Source organism: Ferrimicrobium sp. (genome assembly GCF_027364955.1).
Taxonomy (GTDB): domain Bacteria; phylum Actinomycetota; class Acidimicrobiia; order Acidimicrobiales; family Acidimicrobiaceae; genus Ferrimicrobium.
Window position 1 is genome coordinate 44,721 of sequence record NZ_DAHXOI010000011.1, and the last position, 19,229, is coordinate 63,949.

The 19,229-nt window shown below is 54.8% G+C and carries 18 protein-coding genes, 1 pseudogene and 1 CRISPR repeat array; of the genes and pseudogenes, 4 read left to right on the forward strand and 15 right to left on the reverse strand.

Annotated features, from left to right (window positions below; all coding sequences use genetic code 11):
* The first annotated feature begins 42 nt into the window (after positions 1-42).
* The 3 genes and pseudogenes from M7Q83_RS08760 to cas2 all read left to right on the forward strand — a co-directional run.
* A complete protein-coding gene (locus tag M7Q83_RS08760; protein WP_298337553.1) occupies positions 43-1,083 on the forward strand; it encodes a bifunctional DNA primase/polymerase in 1,041 nt (346 codons plus the stop codon).
* 122 nt (positions 1,084-1,205) lie between these two features.
* Positions 1,206-2,096: a type II CRISPR-associated endonuclease Cas1 gene (gene cas1, locus M7Q83_RS08765; RefSeq protein ID WP_298337556.1), complete on the forward strand. Its 891-nt coding sequence runs from the start codon at positions 1,206-1,208 to the stop codon at positions 2,094-2,096.
* Positions 1,978-2,361 (forward strand): annotated as a pseudogene (gene cas2 / locus M7Q83_RS14275) (CRISPR-associated endonuclease Cas2); the annotation flags it as partial. The gene cas1 and the pseudogene cas2, both read left to right, overlap by 119 nt.
* Positions 2,362-2,402: 41 nt before the next feature.
* Positions 2,403-4,230: direct repeats of the CRISPR family, unit length 36 nt; unit sequence GCTGGGAAGTGCATAGACTCCCCCCGGCTAAACTGG.
* Between the two features lie 78 nt (positions 4,231-4,308).
* Here the strand turns inward: cas2 and cas9 are convergent.
* The 10 genes from cas9 to M7Q83_RS08810 form a co-directional block, all read right to left on the reverse strand.
* Positions 4,309-7,725 (reverse strand): type II CRISPR RNA-guided endonuclease Cas9, encoded by a 3,417-nt coding sequence (gene cas9 / locus M7Q83_RS08770; protein ID WP_298337559.1) that lies wholly within the window; start codon positions 7,723-7,725, stop codon positions 4,309-4,311.
* Positions 7,726-8,477: 752 nt separating this feature from the next.
* Entirely contained in the window at positions 8,478-8,798 is a 321-nt protein-coding gene (locus tag M7Q83_RS08775; RefSeq protein ID WP_298337561.1) for a hypothetical protein, read from the reverse strand.
* A gap of 154 nt (positions 8,799-8,952) precedes the next feature.
* Positions 8,953-9,993 (reverse strand): nucleotidyl transferase AbiEii/AbiGii toxin family protein, encoded by a 1,041-nt coding sequence (locus M7Q83_RS08780; protein ID WP_298337564.1) that lies wholly within the window; start codon positions 9,991-9,993, stop codon positions 8,953-8,955.
* Positions 9,980-10,387, reverse strand: a complete 408-nt coding sequence (locus tag M7Q83_RS08785) for a hypothetical protein (RefSeq protein ID WP_298337567.1) — start codon at positions 10,385-10,387, stop codon at positions 9,980-9,982. The genes M7Q83_RS08780 and M7Q83_RS08785 overlap by 14 nt, the downstream gene beginning before the upstream one ends.
* Positions 10,388-10,620: 233 nt before the next feature.
* Complete coding sequence (locus M7Q83_RS14280; protein ID WP_366526390.1) at positions 10,621-10,839, reverse strand: WhiB family transcriptional regulator; 219 nt, start codon at positions 10,837-10,839, stop codon at positions 10,621-10,623.
* Positions 10,836-11,039, reverse strand: a complete 204-nt coding sequence (locus tag M7Q83_RS08790; RefSeq protein ID WP_298337570.1) for a hypothetical protein — start codon at positions 11,037-11,039, stop codon at positions 10,836-10,838. The genes M7Q83_RS14280 and M7Q83_RS08790 overlap by 4 nt, the downstream gene beginning before the upstream one ends.
* On the reverse strand, positions 11,039-11,353 hold the full coding sequence (locus tag M7Q83_RS08795; RefSeq protein WP_298337573.1) for a hypothetical protein: 315 nt from the start codon (positions 11,351-11,353) through the stop codon (positions 11,039-11,041). Before M7Q83_RS08795 ends, M7Q83_RS08790 begins: the two co-directional genes overlap by 1 nt.
* 28 nt (positions 11,354-11,381) lie before the next feature.
* Positions 11,382-11,555 carry a hypothetical protein gene (locus M7Q83_RS08800; protein ID WP_298337576.1) on the reverse strand — a complete coding sequence of 58 codons (174 nt, stop codon included), beginning with the start codon at positions 11,553-11,555 and terminating at the stop codon, positions 11,382-11,384.
* Positions 11,556-11,557: 2 nt separating this feature from the next.
* The gene (locus M7Q83_RS08805; protein WP_298337578.1) at positions 11,558-11,704 is read right to left on the reverse strand and encodes a hypothetical protein; all 147 of its coding nucleotides are present in this window, start codon (positions 11,702-11,704) and stop codon (positions 11,558-11,560) included.
* 475 nt (positions 11,705-12,179) lie between these two features.
* Entirely contained in the window at positions 12,180-12,899 is a 720-nt protein-coding gene (locus M7Q83_RS08810; RefSeq protein ID WP_298337581.1) for a metal-dependent hydrolase, read from the reverse strand.
* Between the two features lie 153 nt (positions 12,900-13,052).
* On the opposite strand from M7Q83_RS08810, the gene M7Q83_RS08815 reads away from it, so the two are divergent.
* Entirely contained in the window at positions 13,053-13,421 is a 369-nt protein-coding gene (locus M7Q83_RS08815; protein ID WP_298337595.1) for a DUF2493 domain-containing protein, read from the forward strand.
* Here M7Q83_RS08815 and M7Q83_RS08820 read toward each other — a convergent pair.
* The 5 genes from M7Q83_RS08820 to M7Q83_RS08840 form a co-directional block, all read right to left on the reverse strand.
* Positions 13,406-14,296 (reverse strand): Fic family protein, encoded by an 891-nt coding sequence (locus M7Q83_RS08820; RefSeq protein WP_298337597.1) that lies wholly within the window; start codon positions 14,294-14,296, stop codon positions 13,406-13,408. The two genes, M7Q83_RS08815 and M7Q83_RS08820, sit on opposite strands and share 16 nt — an antisense overlap.
* A gap of 138 nt (positions 14,297-14,434) precedes the next feature.
* Entirely contained in the window at positions 14,435-14,896 is a 462-nt protein-coding gene (locus M7Q83_RS08825) for a hypothetical protein (protein ID WP_298337600.1), read from the reverse strand.
* Positions 14,897-15,025: 129 nt separating this feature from the next.
* Complete coding sequence (locus M7Q83_RS08830; RefSeq protein WP_298337603.1) at positions 15,026-15,988, reverse strand: hypothetical protein; 963 nt, start codon at positions 15,986-15,988, stop codon at positions 15,026-15,028.
* Positions 15,989-16,229: 241 nt separating this feature from the next.
* Positions 16,230-16,409, reverse strand: coding sequence for a hypothetical protein (locus M7Q83_RS08835; protein ID WP_298337606.1), 180 nt, complete (start codon positions 16,407-16,409; stop codon positions 16,230-16,232).
* Between the two features lie 319 nt (positions 16,410-16,728).
* Positions 16,729-18,609 (reverse strand): G1 family glutamic endopeptidase, encoded by a 1,881-nt coding sequence (locus tag M7Q83_RS08840; protein WP_298337609.1) that lies wholly within the window; start codon positions 18,607-18,609, stop codon positions 16,729-16,731.
* Between the last annotated feature and the right edge of the window lie 620 nt (positions 18,610-19,229).

A 19,229-nucleotide genomic window follows, 5' to 3' on the forward strand; every position in this document is an offset into this window, starting at 1 on the left:
AGGGGATCAACACCCTCAACCCACTGGCCTTGGTGCATATACATGAGCATGCAACTCACAAAGACCGGCCTTGAGAACATCATCGTCACCCAGGAGTACGCCGCACGCGGATGGGCAACCTACCCATTGGCGCCCGGATCGAAGAAGCCACTGAAGGGATCGCATGGATTCCATGATGCAACGACGGATCAATCCGCTCTCCTTGATGCGTTCTCTGATCCACCCGACCTCAACATCGGCATCCGCACCGGTGAGGCATCAGGTATCATCGTGATCGACATTGATGCCCACGAGGGAGCCGCGAATGGGTATGACTCAATGCGTGCTCTTGCGTCTCAAGGATTCCGATTCCCAACTGGCAACAGTCGCATAGGGTGTGCAATAGCCAAGACCCCAAGTGGAGGTCTACATCTCTACTATGCAGCCCCTCCTGAGGCAAAGATCAAGTCAACCACCGGTGTTCTGGCCCCTGGCCTAGATACTCGCGGCGAGGGTGGCTATATCGTTGCTCCGCCATCTGCGACCGACAAGGGTAGGTATGTATGGAAGCAGTGCCCAGACACGCTTCTCGAGTTACCCTGTTGGGTGATCGAACGGTGCAAAGTCACCCCCGTTCCAGAACGACCCAGGGTCGAGCCAACCGAGACGATTCCACCCACCGTTGCACAGATGCTCAGAGACCGCCTCGATCGCATCGCCCAAGCATCGAATGGTCAACGCAATGCGACCCTTAACCGCGAGGCATTCTATCTAGCTCAGTACGTGGGCATGGGTTTTGACCAACAGCAGTTGACCGAATGGCTCAGACACGCTGCCCTCAAGTCCGAGATGCCAGAATACGAGGCGCAACGGACCATCCGAAGTGCGCTTGACCGTGCACCGATGTCTCGCGCGTCGGACCCACAACCCCAGGCTGCCAACCGTGATTCGCACTGTACAATACCAACCATAGCCAGCACGAACCAAACGATGCCCCTCATTCGACATGCGACAGAGCGAAGTTCACACACCCAGGCTTCGAAGTCCCCAGCAGACGGTGCCTCCGAGGAGGCCCATGGGGGATATCGGCATCGACTCTGCTAGATGTCGAGCTAGTTTTGCGGGCCAGAAAACTAAAGAGGTTACCAATCCCTGCCGAAGTCACCTGATGCCAGTGACCTCCTGCTTAACGGAAGCCGCAGGCAAAGGCGAAAGAAGCGATTGCAATGCCAGGAGCTTGGAGGATAGTCGATCTAACCGGGTACGAGGGCAAGGTCTCGGCCGGCAAAGGGTCTTTGTATGTCGGAGATGCGACGGTACCACTGGCGGATCTTGCTGTTGTCCTCGTTGGACCACACTGTCTGCTGCACGAGAGCATTTTTGATCGAGCAGCTGCTTTCGACATAGCAATTATGCATTGTGATTGGCGCGCAGTGCCTATTGCCACGACGTTAACCTGGTCCAATAATTCCCGAGTCGCGACACGCCAGCGATGTCAGATTACAATGTCTATCCCGCGTCAAAAGAATGCTTGGATGCGGATTGTTCAAGCAAAAATCCGTGGCCAAGCCAACGCCCTTGCGGTATGCGATCGGCCCCATGCAAGTGAGGTCCGTGATCTAGCGAAGCTGGTTCGTTCCGGCGATCCCTCCAACGTGGAAGCTCGCGCCGCGCGAGCCTATTGGAGTGCTTTGTTTGATCAACCTCGGTTCCGTCGCAAACCAGGGAGTAGGGTAGATGCCAATAGTTATTTGGACTATACCTATGCGATTGTGCGGGGATTTTGTGTACGTGCCGTTGTGGCTGCCGGTCTAAATCCGACCCTCGGAGTGTGGCATCATCAACGGTCCAACAACTTCTCCCTCGTAGATGATATTATCGAACCCTTCCGACCTGCTGCCGATGTGGTTGCCATGCAGGCATATGGAAGCTATGATTCAATGACCCCTGACTGCAAACGGCAACTTGCGAGTGTATGTGATAGAAAATTCGCATCGGATGGCCGGACGACAGGTTCAAGCATCACCCACTTTACACAGAGTCTTGCTAATTACATGGAAGGGGAAGGCACGACTGTGCAGGTACCGGTGTTTGAGGGATCCCGTGAAGACGGATGAACCCGTGTGGGCTGTCGTCTTTTTTGATCTTCCAGTTGACACAAAGGCGCATCGCCGTGATGCTACCCGTTATCGAGTTCAGTTGTTGGAGCTCGGTTTCGGCAGGATACAGCTGAGCGTCTACGCAAAGTACCTTATCAATTCCTCCGGACTTGATTGGCTGTCCTCTCGTATTGCACTGGGAATCCCTGACGGTGGATTCGTAAGAATGCTTCACGTCAGCGATATTGAGTGGTCCAAGATGGTGCGGATAGAGGGAAGGAAGCTGATCGAAAGCGAATCTCGGCCACAGCAGCTGACCATCTTCTAGGGAAGTGCATAGACTCCCCCCGGCTAAACTGGACTACGAACGTGGGGTAGTGCTGTACCTGCTGGGAAGTGCATAGACTCCCCCCGGCTAAACTGGTGAACAGGTGCGCCATGTGAGCGATGGCGCTGGGAAGTGCATAGACTCCCCCCGGCTAAACTGGGCAAGACCAAGGCGAACCGCAGTGAGTGGCTGGGAAGTGCATAGACTCCCCCCGGCTAAACTGGCAGGTTCCCGTCCAGCTTTGAGAATCCAGCTGGGAAGTGCATAGACTCCCCCCGGCTAAACTGGCACCCAAACCTCCACCGTCCAGCCCTATGCTGGGAAGTGCATAGACTCCCCCCGGCTAAACTGGCAAGCTCGGCACCAAGCTCATACGTGAGGCTGGGAAGTGCATAGACTCCCCCCGGCTAAACTGGGACAGTGGGTTTGGTGGTTGAAGCCCCAGCTGGGAAGTGCATAGACTCCCCCCGGCTAAACTGGTGGATCGGCCGGCAGGACATACGTACAAGCTGGGAAGTGCATAGACTCCCCCCGGCTAAACTGGAACCCCCAAACAGTGCCGTCCTTATCCTGCTGGGAAGTGCATAGACTCCCCCCGGCTAAACTGGACTATTGATCGGGATCGGCGCGGTGACGGCTGGGAAGTGCATAGACTCCCCCCGGCTAAACTGGGGCTGTTCCGGCCACGTCAATGATCGTTGCTGGGAAGTGCATAGACTCCCCCCGGCTAAACTGGTGGCCACTCTCAAGCTCTGCAAGCCTATGCTGGGAAGTGCATAGACTCCCCCCGGCTAAACTGGTTGTTGAAGTCCCTGGCGAGGTTGACATGCTGGGAAGTGCATAGACTCCCCCCGGCTAAACTGGGACGTGATGGGGTTGAGACCGTGCTCGCGCTGGGAAGTGCATAGACTCCCCCCGGCTAAACTGGTTATCGACAAGATGGAGCGACCAGCCTAGCTGGGAAGTGCATAGACTCCCCCCGGCTAAACTGGAAGAAGCCACGCAGCCAACGAGAGCCGAGCTGGGAAGTGCATAGACTCCCCCCGGCTAAACTGGGCAAGCCTCGGCAAGGGCTCATCAGTGGGCTGGGAAGTGCATAGACTCCCCCCGGCTAAACTGGCATCCCGATCCCGACCGGAGTGTACGTCGCTGGGAAGTGCATAGACTCCCCCCGGCTAAACTGGTTTCACTCACGGTGTGGGACCTCCTCCGGCTGGGAAGTGCATAGACTCCCCCCGGCTAAACTGGACTCACACGCTGAACAAGAGCGCCCGACGCTGGGAAGTGCATAGACTCCCCCCGGCTAAACTGGAGGGAACTTGCACCCCGCTGGCTTAGAGGCTGGGAAGTGCATAGACTCCCCCCGGCTAAACTGGCCACTCTCCTGCGTGCCTTGATCGGATCGCTGGGAAGTGCATAGACTCCCCCCGGCTAAACTGGATGTTCGGGTGGTCGTGCTCGGGAACTAGCTGGGAAGTGCATAGACTCCCCCCGGCTAAACTGGAGATGCTCCACGTCGAGCGCGTCGTCCTGCTGGGAAGTGCATAGACTCCCCCCGGCTAAACTGGTCCAAGGAGAGCGGCGACAAATACGAGTGCTGGGAAGTGCATAGACTCCCCCCGGCTAAACTGGACGCTTTAGTCTTTCCGCGAATCTTGTCGCTGGGAAGTGCATAGACTCCCCCCGGCTAAACTGGCGTGGCCGTCGCCCCAACCGGAGCCTTCGCTGGGAAGTGCATAGACTCCCCCCGGCTAAACTGGTACCATGCGAGCGTACTTGAACATCGTCGCTGGGAAGTGCATAGACTCCCCCCGGCTAAACTGGACGAGACGGAAGGGAACCCTGGTGGGAGCCAGGGTTCCCTGTTGTTTGCGTGTCGAAAAATGGTTCACACGCATTCCATTAGTCTGTTGTGAGGCCATTTTTGCCATCGTCTAATAGTCTGATGGCTTCTTTAGATGGACTCCAACTCGTGGGTAGCGTATCAGAATGCCACCTGGGTCGTCCTAGTGTGGTGCGCCGGATGACCTGAAGAGTGGCGACTGCGCACACGTCGTTTACCACTGGCCGCCAACCCTTGCCCTTTATAACTTTGTGTATTATTGGATCCGGTTTGCCCAACAATCCTTCGGCAGCGAGATAGAGTGGTCGCAGGGTTAGGTTGGTAGCTGAGTCGTAGCCCGCAATCCTCCAACGTGTCTCGGGATAGTGGGTAAAGAACTCATGTGATTCTTTTCCCGGCATAGTCGCGATAGATCCAAAGTCCAGTTCGTCACCATCCGTTAGCCACCCGATGTACTGGGCTCCCTCTGAGGCTATTGCCGCCAATACTCTGTTATCAGCAAGTCGCCACGACTCCGACCACGATGGCAGCTCGGCTCGGAATAAATTTACCCCCTTTTTGCGGAACCCTATTCGGCCGAATTCTCCGCCAAAGACTCGGATCATTCCATAGCTAATGTTGCCCTTCCTATCACGCCAAGCGTATACGCGAGCATGGTGTATCGTGCCTAGGTTGAACCCACTGGTTCCAATGCGAAGCATCCCACCGCCTCCGTCAAAGAGCGTAATCTTGTCGCTGCCCCCGAGCGAAACCCCATGCTCATCGACTGCAAATCGGTTTGGATCTTCGGGGATCGCCCTTTCGTCATCCAGTTCCATGAATAACGCCTGGTACACGCGTCTGTCGGTTATACGCTGAATCTCCTGGGAGCTGAAGGTATCCCCTAGCTGCTTCGTGAGTAATGATCGTCCGGTATCGTCATGCATTCGTCCGATTTGAGGCCGGAGACGCAGAGGATAGATGACTGGCAACCCATCTTCATCGATGAGGGTCTTGGTAAGATCGCTTAGGATCTCCATCGTGCCTAACCACTGGCGAAAGAGTGTTTGATCTGCAAAGCTCTCTCCATAGAACTCTCTAGAGTTGTCGGAGAGCTCACCAAGTCGAGAGGCCTTGTAGAGATCATCACGTTCGACAAGCACCTTCGCCACCGATTGGCGCATTGAGGTCAGCACAATCGCGTCGAGAGCATGATGACGACGGTCCAGTCGCGTTTTCTTGGATTCGCCACGCAACATGATCTTCTGGTTAAACTGGCCTTGAATACGCGCTAGGGATGTTATGTTCCCGCTAAAAACCCGGACTCTCTGGTGTTGATCATTGGGGTCGTAGCCAGGTTGGCTCTCCAAGAACTGCTCGACCCGCTCTCGCACCGCCACTGCGGCGTATGAAGTGGGTGCCAAGCTTCTTTCATCGAGTGGGTCGTCGTTGGAGGTGCGCTTCAGCCTAGTGATCACGTCTTTCTTGTAGTTCGCGAATTCCTTGTTGATTTGCCTCTGTTGTTTGCCTTTGTCAAGCGCACCCACCTGTCGATCCCAGTTATTCACTCGTTCGATCGCAGCACCCAAACTAACTTCAGGGCGTGATGCCATTTTCGCCCATTGGCCAAAGGGTTGTTTGCCCTTCTCGGCGTTGCATCGGCGGCATACCGCTGCCAGGTTAGAGACCCGGTTTGACCCGCCTGTTGCACGAGGGACGATGTGGTCAATCTCGGTGTTGTCCCATCCGATTGACGTTCCGCAGTACAAACATTGGGAGCCCTGTCGCTCGATGAAGGTGTACTTGGCTATGTCTCTACGGGATGGGTTAGAAACTCCCTGGCTTTGGAGATGGACACGGATATGGTCATTGAAGATCCTGCGCTTGTCTTGCTCGTTCTTCAGCTCCCTCAACGCCACATCACCAAGGGATGCCTCTCGTGCAAGTTCTATGACGACCTTGCTTGGCGCTCCCCACTTGGCGGTCGCTGCGCTAAGAAACCGGCCCACGATCTTGAGATTCCGGTCTACAGTCGGTTGGCCGGTTGGCACGGCGAATGAGTCCTTAGACGGCTTCCAGTATTCATCCACGACATTGCCCTGGTGATCAAAAGGGTACGCCCGCTGCCTTGCCGTGTAGAGATCGCAGGATTGTTCGCGCATGATCTCATTCATTCGTGACAATGATCTCAACCCATAGGCCGCACGCCCACTCGGCAACTTGAGATCATCTAAGTTGGCGAGTTCCTTATCCGAAAGCCCTTCGCGCAGGTTCTCCAGCATTTCATTGTCGTAATTACCCGTACTGTCGCTGAGGCCAAGTACAAGATCTCCTCGCATATCCGAATCGGCGCTAGCCCACCACTGGGCCAGTGCCGGGATTTGTGAGTGTTCGATCGTGACCGAAGTGGTGTCTATCGGAGCACGAGTGCCGCTGGTCTCACTCAGACGTATCTCAAAGTGTTCCTCCACATTCTGCCAGCTAGGCGCGTTTTCGTCTCGCCAGCTGAGCAGATACTGTACGATGTCTTCCGAAATCCCTGGTGTGAGTGGCTCCTTCGCCTCGCGGGTCCGAAGATTGGCTATCGTAGTTCTAATGCGAAACTCCTGAAATGTTAGGCTAGCCATTGGAGCACGGAGTGTGCCGTCGAGGTCATCCCTGCCAATGCGGTCCGAGCGAACCGTCGGGGCTTCTTGTTTGAATAGCGCTTCACTGACTTGGTCGAAGAAGTCATCATCCAATTGTTGTACTTGAGCAATGAGTTGTAGTTCGTTATAGATATCCTCCTGTCGGATTTGCTCGAACAATATCTTGTCCTCTTTGGGTGCGCTCTTAGCATCCTTCCCCTCCCGCCTCTTTCGCTTGGCCGAGATCTGCCGTGGGCGAAACCAAAGATCGGAATCTAGTGTCAAGAGCGTCGCAGCTAGCTCGCCAATAGTACGCGTATTTTCCACATCTACGCCAAGACGCTCGGCAGCCTTGGTTCTCATCTTCTTCAAGTTGGCGCTAGGGCCTTGGTCTGCCAAGTTTGCGAGTTGGTTGAGCTTCGACCAGGGGTTCCGCCATCCTCGATAGCGTCCCATGTGCATGATTGCCAGTGCCAACAATCGGCTTCGTTCATCATCATTGTCAATCTTGTTCTGAGTTAACGCTGCCCTCGCTAGCCATGGTGCATGAAGGTCAACACTATCCAAATTGGGTGCCACACACCCAAAACTACTTAGTACCCGTTCGAGCTCGAGGAGACGTGCTCGACGTCGCCTTCTGAGCCGTCGCGTTCTGCGCGCTGTCCCCGCTCTGGCTTTGCGGCTTTCATTAACTTGGCCGTCAGGGTCAGCTCCACCGTCATGGATGTATGACACTGCTGCGAGGATTGTAGGTACTTCCTCTTCCGACGGGTATTCAACAGCAGCCAACCCAACGGAGTGTTCGCCCACGTCGATCCCCAAAGTCCAGTTGAGCGTGTTGGCACCATTGCTCTCCACGTTGTCGCGCATGCGTCTCCTTAGTATCCCTGTAGGGGAAAGATTACAAAAGCCCCTGATGCTAGTATGGCCGCAAACTCGGACACTGGACAAGCAAGGCGCCAAAAAAACGATTCCCCTCCGGACTTTCATCCAGAAGGGGAATTAGAAATCAATTTCATACCGGCAAACCAGTACGAAACTTGCTGAGAGCATTGCATAGACTCCTGGATGACAATCTAGCATACGTGGGTGCTTGGTCGGCCGCAGGTTTGCATGTAATTATACTCGTTCCCCTGACTGTAGAACCGAAGTACAACAAGCCCGCTGGTCCGGACAGCTTCGGCACACCAGATGGAGTCGCCAACACCTCTGACAGAAACCGAATCAAACACGACGTAACGGACCTATGGGAAGAACACGTTCCACTAGAGCGATGGCCAGAACCACCGCACCAGATCTTCGCCCAAACGTGTTTGGCCAAAGTGCAGGTCCTACGACTGGTAAGGAGCATGTGGCCGGTGCACTACGCTAGCGTGCTTGCCTCTGTGGGTGGGCGACGCGGTATGGCCTCAAGCACGAAGCCCTGATTACGAATTACTGGCCGAGTACCCATTTGTATTTCGGACGTGAGATGGGCAAGCGAAACTACGCGACCAGCAGAACGCGATACGGGGACTTCACCCGTAAACAACTCGCCGTCAGCATGCACAACAATCCTTACGTCGATGCAGATGGAAGGTCCCTCGAGGACGGAGCCTGTTCCGCCACTCGCAACTCATCAGTCACAAGTGGCGTCCCCTCATTGCAACGTTCACGGAGTTCGCCCCTAGGTTCTCATCACCCTCACTTCTCCGTCCAGTCAGTGCAACTTGGGCCAACCTGGCAAATGCCGCAGTGACATCATCGACACTCGGAGTCTCACCCCATATCATGGTCTGGCAGAATTGCTCGTACCGAATTCGCGTGTCATCATCGCAAACGTGACCAAGCTCGCCGTGGAGGACTTCATAGGGAGAATCAGCAAAGACCTCGAACTGGCGACCATAGGTTTCAACATCGCGCTCAATAGTAAGGGCGACCAGGTCACTAAGCTGCCCCCCCAAACTCAATCGCATCAAAGCCAGGTGAACTTGGCAGCTTTGCATGCACATAGTGGGTGTCGCACTTGTGGCGCACCAAGCGGTCGTCATAGTCTCCTCGAGTAAGACCGCTTCGTCCCTGAGAGGCGCGGAGTAGATCTGAGTTCACGCGTAATGATTACAAGTGTCGTCCGAATCCATGTCCAAAACCACCGATCGTCTGTTGAGGTTGTTCAGGTTGTGAGAGTGTAGCGGCTGCTTCCAAGAAATCTGTGGCCACCATACGGAATGTTTGGGAGACCTCATCAAACAATGGTTTTGACCCGTACACGAGGTCATCGACAAAGACGGCATAGTTTTCATGGGCCTCTATATCGGTTGCGAGAAGGTCGAGCTCATCTCGCAAAACACTCACAGGACGCTCCTTGAAAACAGGAAACCTTTCACCGCCGTATTGTTGTGTTTCTAGGGCGAGCGTCTCGGCGAAGATAGGAGCGGCCTCACCGATTACAGAGGGATTCGCCTCAACTATGCGGTGCACATCGTAAAGGTGCCTTACGAGTCGCGGATCATACCGATAGGTCAGTTCTGGATTCGCCTTGTGTTCAGCCGTGCGGCGAAGATACGAAATTACCTTGTCGGATACGATATCAGGCAAAGACACCATTGGGATCGCGTGTTCTTTAGACTGATCTCCCAGCTCATGCCTTTCCAGAATGTTTTGTACCGCTCGATTCTCAATGCCGAATGGCCGATCTACCCCCATCAGTTCCACCTTGACGAACGGGCGTAGTGCAGTTTGTCTTGGTGTAAATGCTGAATCATAGACCACCGAGGCTCGGATGTAGCGGTTACTATCCCTGCCGATAATCTCACCGTCAATCTCGAAGCCTGCGCCGCGTAGAGCATGGCCAAGCTCCGCCTTCAGTCTTGACAGCGCCTTGGATTTGGAGTTCTTGGATGGAAAATTTGGCGCGACAACACGGAAGTCCACATCTTCGGATATCCGCTCAATTAAACCCCAGCCCTGCGACAATGAAGTTCCGCCGGAAAATACAAGCTCGAAGCCGGAATCCCTGCCAACTTTTGCAACTTCAAGGACCACTTCTTTGACGATGACTTCTTTCTCAAGTATCAACGGCAGAAGAGCCTGTAAAGCGCCGGATTGGCCGCGCAGGACTTTTATGCCGGCGAGCTGTTGTTGGCTAAGACTTCTCATATTTGACTCCTCCATTGAAGAGCTTGCGCCGGATACGGCTTTTCCCCACATCAATAATTGCGTAGGGAGGTACCTGGGTGGATCGGCCTTCGTTGTACTCTCGAACCAGCAAACCCGGACGTGGGTCCACATCCATCTTTATTAAGAAATCCTCCGCCACAGAAGAGTTGTCAAACTTCTGGATCTTATACCCAGCGTAAGGCCCATCGGCAAAGGCCCTGGACGGCGTGTAGACTCCATAGCCTACGCGGTACAAAGTCTCGTCCTCCATTAGTTTGCGAAGCGCACGGGCAACCGTGGATCGGCTTCCGAACCGCACAAACTCACTGGTGAGGAATGCGGCATCTGATGATGAAGCTATGTACTCGCGTATTCTCTCTTCTACCGTAGCCAATGCTCTCACCTCATCCCGTGTGAAGATCGTTCCAACAAGTTCAATTATAGTAGCCCACATGTACTATATGTGCTGTTCACCGGTATGGGAGCGCAAGAAGGTAGCCTCACTTGGACGATCGTTCAGATACTTCTCAATCGCGGGTCTGATTTTCGAGGTGTACATATCTCCCTTATAGGTAGGTTGGTGAACTCGGCACATGTGTGCAGCCGAATTCATCATGCTGCTCCCACCTACAGAGTCTTTAAGAGCTGCTGGCGAGCACTCGGAAAAGAATGTCCGCCCCAAATCCCGTGCGTGGTGGGATTGGCCAGCGCCTCGTCGAGACATAGCGCTCTGGCTGCACAATCGGTACAAATCTCTTGTGCTAGATGAGCGTTCTCAGACTCGAACCACCATTTGGTAGGTAGTCCTACACAGACTGCCTGTTGTCGCCAGGCGTTGTCCTTCACGATCCCTCCTTATGGTAGACATTGCGCGCACGAGCAGAGCGCAACGCCGACCGTGGAGCCTGACGCACACTGTGGACCATGCCTTCTGAATCGTAACAACCATTGGAGCTCTCGCAAAGATGGAACTTGCGCAACTCTGCCTCAAGCTCAAGTACCCTCACCCGCAATGCCTTACAATCTGTCAGTTTCCAACTGTCCATTACGTATCCTCCTTCCTCTCTATATAGAGGTCGCAGACCACTCGTGCCAGCCCCTTGAGAAACATCAAGCACATCCGCTGCACCTCGAACAGGTATGTCTCACTCGCGATGTCCTCCACAGTTATCGCCTGCCCATCGGTGGCCACCCTGATCACAATGGCGGTGAAGTCTCCAAGAGGCAGCTTCGCTGGATTGATCGTGTCGATCCCCGCTACGTTCCACAGAAGTGCCCGTACATGTGCACGCAGATCATCATCCGCACCGGCAATGGCCCACGAGTATTCATTGGCTAGGACTGCTCGGTTCTCCGACATCGCTTAACCCCCTACGTGTAGCGACACTTCATGGACCCGGGCGCACAAAGTACATCACCGACATGGATAGCACCGCGGCCGCGCCTACCAGTACAAGAGAGGCGGCCCCAGGCCCAACCGCACCAGCAGTTACACCCAGAATCACGTCGACGACCAAGCACGCTATCATCAACATCAGGTTTGTATCATCCCTGATTCTCATCGCTAGAACTCCTCGATATGATGGGGTAGCGTACACTCACCCTCGCGTTCGATGCTGGCAAGTCCCAGCTCCGCCTGCTCTAGATATGTGTATTCCCCTGATCGATACTCATCACAGACGATCACATACCTCTTCGTTAATCTTGGCATCTTTCCTCCTCACCAGTACATATAGGCACGTCTCCAATAATTATTTGCCACTGCCGTTAATATCTCACGGACGATTCCCCGAACCGAGGCCTATGCCCTCTCGCTAAGACACGAGGTAGCCTCTAGTAACCGCCGGGCAATGGATTCGATGCTCACGGTCTCTTGCCTTTCCGGGCCCCCGATCTGCTCGCAACAAACAAGGTGTGCCCATCTGAAACGCAAACAGGTCTGCGTGCGCGAATCGATCGCTCTGACAACAATCACCCGTACACTCTCGTCCGTCTGGAAGCGCGAAGGGTTCCACGTGGTGGCTGCGACAATGATCGCAGTACCCATCGGTACCCGCTTTACCCTCACAACGGTCGTAGTAGGGGTCGGACACCTGGAATTCCCGCGGAGTGCCTTCTGCCAAGTAACGCGCAACGCATCGACAACGTAGCTCGGGATTCGGGTCAGTGGCCATGTCGTTTCCCTGCTAAAGATGTAGTTTGCCTAGCGCCCTGCTTAGAGAGGGGACCGCAGGCAGCGAATGTGCACTGAAGATAACCGGATGGCGTGAGAACCACAGGCCCGCTCCACCAATGACGAGCACATAGAGCACCAGGGCGAATACCTTCTCAGGCTTCCCGCCAGTCGTGCCAAAGACCGGTAAGCTCTGCCGTGAGCGATTTGGGTACAGTAGAGGGATACCCCCACTGGTTAGGAAGTCACCGGTCATGTGCGTCAGCCAGCCAAGGGCAAGAAATGCGATCAACAAAAACCCAGAGAACGGATGAAAGTGGTAGAAGGCATATCCGCCACCGATCCCGACAAACAGATACAACCGACGCAGCCCCGTGAACCACGGCACCACAATCCTCCACGCACCAGCAGCCAGGATGCCAAAGACGACTGCACTTGCCAATGGTCCAGTCGCCACCAGCACTAGGACCAACGTAATGATGCCAAGACCAAGAAGTGAGTGGGTGAGCTTGCGGTGCCCACCCGAGACCTTGTTCACGATCCAGGAGACCCCGTGACTGATGAATCCAAACTCATGGGCAACACTCGAACCTGGTTCGTCAATGTCAGGCAAGATCGATGCACCACAGGTTGCCACCGAAGCTATCATCCAAGTAGGGGAGTGAACCCCAAAGACCGCCAGTCCCACCCCGGCCCCGATTGCCAACCCAGTCGCTGCGTGTGCTTTACCCATCATGTGCCATATATATGCACCAGGTAGGTTTACACGTAGGAAAGCGCCCGGATGAGACCGCGACAACCGGACGCAAGGGCAGGGAGGATGTCACCGACCCATCAGCGGCGCATACATGGAAATTAGAAATCAGGAGGTCCAATCCGAGTCATAGTGTGTGGGGGTAGGGAATACACGGATAGCGATGCAATCCGCGAGCGACTTACTCAGCTACAGGCGGTAGAGCCAATGACGGTGATAATCCACGGGGCAGCACCTGGTGCTGATCTCTTAGCAGGGCACATCGCAGGAACACTGGGTTACAAGGTTGAGGCGCACCCAGCAGACTGGGCTCGACACGGGAAGGCTGCCGGCCCCATTCGGAACCAGAAGATGCTCGATGCCGGAGCAGATCTTGTGATCGCCTTTCCAGGTGGGAGGGGTACAAGAGACATGATCAACCGAGCTGAGAAGGCAGGTGTTCGCGTTGAGCGGATCGAGTCAAAGCCAACGGAAACGGAAACCGGTCAGCGATGCGAGTGAGGTGGCTTCGCAACGTGAGGACCGGGCGACAAATGAAGCACCTCTTCATACACGGTCAGCGTCCGCTCCATACCATGGGCCACAACCTGGATAATCGGGTTCGTTTCGCCCCGGTCTGCCGACTGTAAGGCGGCGTAGTATTGGAGTCGGTCCGCAGGTTCTATCAACGCAGGCAGATATTCATGTTGCAGCAGCCAGAGGTTGAGAAGCAATCGACCGGTACGCCCATTGCCATCGACGAAGGGATGTATCGCCATCAGTCGTGCGTGCATCTTGGCACCAACCGCAACAGGGTGTCCCTCTGATTGGTGCCATTGTGCAAACAAATCGTCAACCTTGCCCGGAACAGATAGAGGATCAGGCGGAATGAGTGTGCTACCCGAGATCGCTACAGGCACCTCGCGGTAGTGCCCTGCTTCGCCGGGTTGTGAACGACACAACACCAGCGCATGAAGTGACCGCAAGAGCCAGGGAGTAAGCGGTTGATCGGATTGTGACCACCGGATCATCGCATCCCAGGCTTCTGCGTGGTCAATCGCTTCTAGATGATCGCGCAGAGGTTTCCCTCCCACGGTGATGCCTTCAAGTACCACCTGCGTCTCAGCGAGCGTGAGATGATTGCCCTCAATAGCGTTGGATGTGTAGGTGATGCGTACTCTGAGCGCGTCTGCAAGGGAACGGCTGGTTTCTGAGGGCAATGGACGTAGCTGGTGAAGATTGTGCATTCGCTGGTCCAGCGATGCTAGCAAGTGTTCGGACTCGTTAATGATACCCCCTTTCCCTTGATCGTATCCTGACTTGGCTTCACCTCGACCGTAATGCTGGGGACAGGCGGCCCCGTCTTCGCCGCTGGTTGCGATCCTAGGTAAGATCATCGCCTTCTCCTGACACCTTCAACCTCACCAAGGGCGCTGTTAGCAGCTCGGACAACCGCTTCCAAGGCTCGGTGTGCTGCGGCAAGCGCGTGGATCGCCTCTACTCTATCATGGCAGAACCTCTGTAATGCCTCGCCATTATGACGCCATCCCCAAATCCTGTACGTGCTTGATGATCCGCACTTTGTCACCGTTTGGCATGACCTCTAGCTTCACGGTGAAGAGCACTCTGTGCCCAAGAAGACTCTGGGCAAGGTGCGCGACTCTGAGACCGTTTGGGTTGTCGGTCCTGTCTGTGCGAGCTGTCTCTTTGCCGTCTGGGTGCCGATCACTCGGGTTGCAATCCATGTAGACCACACCCCTGGTGGAACTTGGTTCCTTCACCACCTTGGTGATCGTGCCGACAAAGCGCTTAGCTTCGGGATCGAGCACGTCGTCTACAACGTTGGCCAGCGGTGAGCGTGGGGCGCATAGAGCTGCAACCCTAGCCACGGTATTGGCCAATCTTTCGTTGTATGTATCCTCGCCTTCGCCCGCAGCAGGCTCACCAGCTAACGTCAGAGCCGAGAGGATTAATCTGGCTTTGGTATCGTCGTCCATCGTTCGTTCCTTTCTGAGATGTCTGTCCGTTATATACACACCTAAGTCACGGGCGGCTGGAAAAACTTGATTGAATCGGCCCCAGCTCCTGGCGGTCTAGGTACGAGTCACCTCTCGGCAATGGCCGAACTATGCCCAAGCGGGTTCCAACGCCTCCCGTGCTGACCCCTGCATCTCCTGTCGGGTCCTAAATGTGGAGTGAGCCAAGATCTCCCTCAACGACACACGAGCTACCATACCGCGCTGGCGTGGGAGGAGAATGGCTATCTCGTCGATCCCAAATTGATCCTGGCTATCAAGTGCGACGTAGGCGATCATCTGCCCTAGTGCTCCCAACCAGAGCCTCTCTGGATGAATGGTGCACTTCACGTCGAACAGGGTGTGCTCCACAATAAAATCCCCGTCCGCTCCACCAACCCATTTGGCTCCTGCGAATACAGGGTTGTCAATGAAGCTACCGCTGGTAATCTGGGCCCAACCCTCACTCCCAGCTGCTGTGTCTGATACCCGTGCAATATCGTCTAGAACATCCTCGCTCACCGGCAATAGCTCAGCCAAAACCTGAACACAGGGGTGATCACTTGGCTCCACCCCGGCAATCTTTCCCGATCTTGCCAGAGCTATCTCTTGGGCAAACCCCTGCCAATCCGGCAGAGGTGCGAGCTCGCCTAATACACGCTCCACTAGAACAAAACCCTCGGTGCGCCCACTGCGATAGATCCCCTCCGAGATCCCCGCGAAGTACATGACCCAGGCGTTCTCATGGCTCGTGAGAGTGTCGTTTTGATGAGCATCCCACAGGAGTGCCAGTGCATCGTGAAAGAGTCTGGTGATGCTAGGGGAGTTGCTCACCCGTGCGGTAGATGCCGTAGTCGCAAAGTATGGAGTAGCTCGTGTTTGTCGTAACCGGAACTCAACCGCATGGCCTACAGTTGCCCAGGGGTAGTCCTTCAGGTAACCCGTGGGTCGAATGGTCTCTGTCGAACCTACTTGGGTGCCCAATAGCACAGCTACCGCGTCGAGTTCAAAGTTGGCAGCCAGCCACCGCGACGCCTTACTCTGTGGATTGCTTAATTCCTTGGTGATCGACATCGTGGCTCCTGTTCTGTGATCCTGGATGATATGTATGCACGCCAGTGGCTCAAGGCTCTAGCATCTTCCACCCCAGCTCGTGAATACGATCTTCTGGCTTGTGATCCAGGAGAGCAAATAGAACTGCCCTGAGTTCAGACTTGAGAGCCAACGTTGCGAACTCTGTGCGATTGGCATCTTCACCGGCGGTGGCGATAATGTCGTTGAACTCATACTGAGCCCTGGATAGCACGTGTGAAAATTACTGCTCCAAGTTGGACTTGGTGGCCTCTAGCCACCCGTAGCTTTCATCCGGCACCAGTTCCAAGAGGTCGTCAAAGTTCTCACCTATGCGCAGCATCTCCCACTCCTGGTGTTCAGTGAGGTCATTTGAGGCTCGATGAATCGTAACATAGCGAGGATGCTTGACCTCTACCCGCATTCTCGAACCGATTCACCCAACATTACAGACCCTATTGAACTGGTTGCTTCCAATGGATTCAGCTTCAAAACTTCGCACAGTGCCAGGCAACTATGCCCCTTGGGAACATTCGTGATTGCTGCTGACTAATCCTGGGGTAGGCGTCTACAGTGGCGTAGTCGAGACGGTTGAGTGCATACATTTGCCTCGGCATTGCGGGTGCGGATTGGGCTTCAATCTGCTAAGGCTAACCTCGGCCCAAGTCGTTAGGGGCCGATTGACTTGGAGCTATCATGCGAGAGGATAGATCTAACTTCGTCAGAGTCAATTGAGCCGGTTTTCAACCAGTATAATTCACCGAGAAACTGTCGTCTGATATCGAGGACGGTTGTGAAACTGTAACCCCGTTCTGGACCATGTTCACATCAATTTGTTGCTGTACACCACCATTGAGGTGGTTGCCAAACTTGAGATTGCTAAACTGCACGCCGGCAAACGGGGTAAGGTACGATTCTTGACCGTTGATCGTAGTCGCCTCGGTGATCCACTCGGCTGATGCTGCGTTGCCGTAGTACTGAAGATTAGGTATCAGATCGCCCTGCCCGGTAGTCTCATCTTCAATGTCGATTGTCCAGTTATTGTCATCACCGTTTTGGTAGATATCAACATACATCGTATCACCAGCACGAACCGTAAAGTTAGTCAGGTTCTGCTGGCTGGCTGGTAATATCTCCCACCACGGATTTACTCTGTATTCGTCAGTACCACTGATGGGCGATTCTTCGATGCCTGCCTGTATGAGGTTGGATGTGCCATTACCGCCGATACCGACCCACTCAGTCATCGCACAGTTGGTGCTGGGATAACCGTAGGATGTGTCATTGCATCCGGCAGGAGGGGTGTACAGAGAACCGACAGTGAACGTCGCGCTCGCAGCATCAAAGTCTTGCCCACTTTCTATGTAACCAGACCAGTTATTAAAGGCAGTAGAGGTGAACTGAGGCGATACCGTCAAGTTCAATGAAGCCGAGACGCTCGCCCCGCCCGAATCGGTTACCGTGACGTCGACGGTGGCATTCGATGACGTAGCGAATACAGGAGCGCCGCTGATCACTCCGGACGCGGACAAGGCGAGTCCATTTGGCAGGCCTGTTGCCGACCATGAATCTTGACCCGTTCCCCCAGATGCCACGAGTGTGACTGCGTAATCAGTGCCGACTGTTGCGGAAGGTAACGATGACGTGGTGATGGCAAGAGTCTGGGAGATGGTCGGTGGTGGAGTAGTGGTTGTGGTGGTCGATGAGCTAGAGGGGACAATAGCTATGACTGCACTATTGGGTGACCCGTCAAGTGAGAGGTTGGGAGCACCGCCAATGGCGATCACCTTCCCGTTAGAACACGCAATGTAGTAGCCCTGCCCGTCGGGATTGGGAAGTATCGATGTAACTGGCGCTGGCAACGGGTGTGAACCTCCAAGTCCTGTGTAACCGTAGTCATAGGCTGACCCTGAGAACTTCGCATCGCCGAAGTTAAATACCCCACCGTCGGCCGCCACCATGTAATAGCCCTGTCCATTGAGTGATGGATAGACGTTTACCACTGGTGCATCGAGTGGATGACTGCCCCGAAGCCCAGTGAGGCCCAAGCTGTAGGTCGACCCGTAGAACGGGGCTGTACCAAAGTTGAAGATACCGCCGTCCGAGGCCACGAGCCAATAGCCATTTCCCGTAGGGTCCGCAACCATACCAACGATTGGTTCGTTCAGCGGATGGGATCCTGTGAGTCCTGTGATCCCATAGGAATAGGTCGATCCGAGAAAGGAAGCATCACCGAAGTTAAATACCCCACCATCAGCTGCCACAAGCCAGTAGCCCTTGCCATTTGCGGTCGGAGCACCACCAACAATCGGAGCGCTCAGCGGATGGGATCCCGTGAGTCCTGTGATCCCGTCAGTGTAGGTGTCCCCGTAAAACTGGGCACTCCCAAAGGGAAATACACGCCCGCTGCTCGATACCATCCAGTAGCCCCCACCACCAGGTACGGCGAACGACGCAACGATATCTGCCTTGTGGTTAGTAAGGGCGCCGTCATCAGAAGACTGCCCTGCAGGGATTACGGTACCGGTGTTGGTGACCAAGTAGTAGCTGGAGGTGGCCGCAGGTAAAGCGTAGGCATCATTGCTAGCTACCAATGGGGCGATGACTAAAGACGAGGAAGACATCGCCATTATCATTAACAACCGACTACGACGCATGGTTCCCGATCTCATTACCACTCCAGTCTGGTCACACTAAGCGACATAGTGCTGCTCCTGTCACTATATCAGCGTTGGGCCACGAAGCAAGACTGGTAAGTCCCCGTTCTCCAGCAGCTGTTACGATCCATCTCTAAGACGATGGCGGTCGTCTTGATTAGTCCAGTTATCGTGGTTTTCGTCTTGATAGATAATGGGTTACATGGTCTCGCCAGTTCCTGCTAGGCACAGAAGTTAATTGATGTTGTCAACAGTTCTCATGACGCACGTTTGGACAGACACTGAAGAAGACGTGCTGTACGGAGTGAATGCTTGCAACAAGACCCGGTGATGATGCGGATCGCACTGAGTCTCGGATAACGCGTTTGAAAACTGCTGTTCCAAGTCGGACTTGGTGGCATCTAGCCACAACGCTCGCACAGCTCGTTTGCGCAGTTCCTCTCGGCCCAGCCGGACGGTGCTATCCACAATCTGGCACCACCTGGTCGGTGGCAAGGGTCGGTTATCAGACGCTCCATGCTTGTGCTCCCATACCCCTCGGCCAAGCTCGTCCGTGCGTCATTTTGGAGTCTGGTCCACTCAAACCG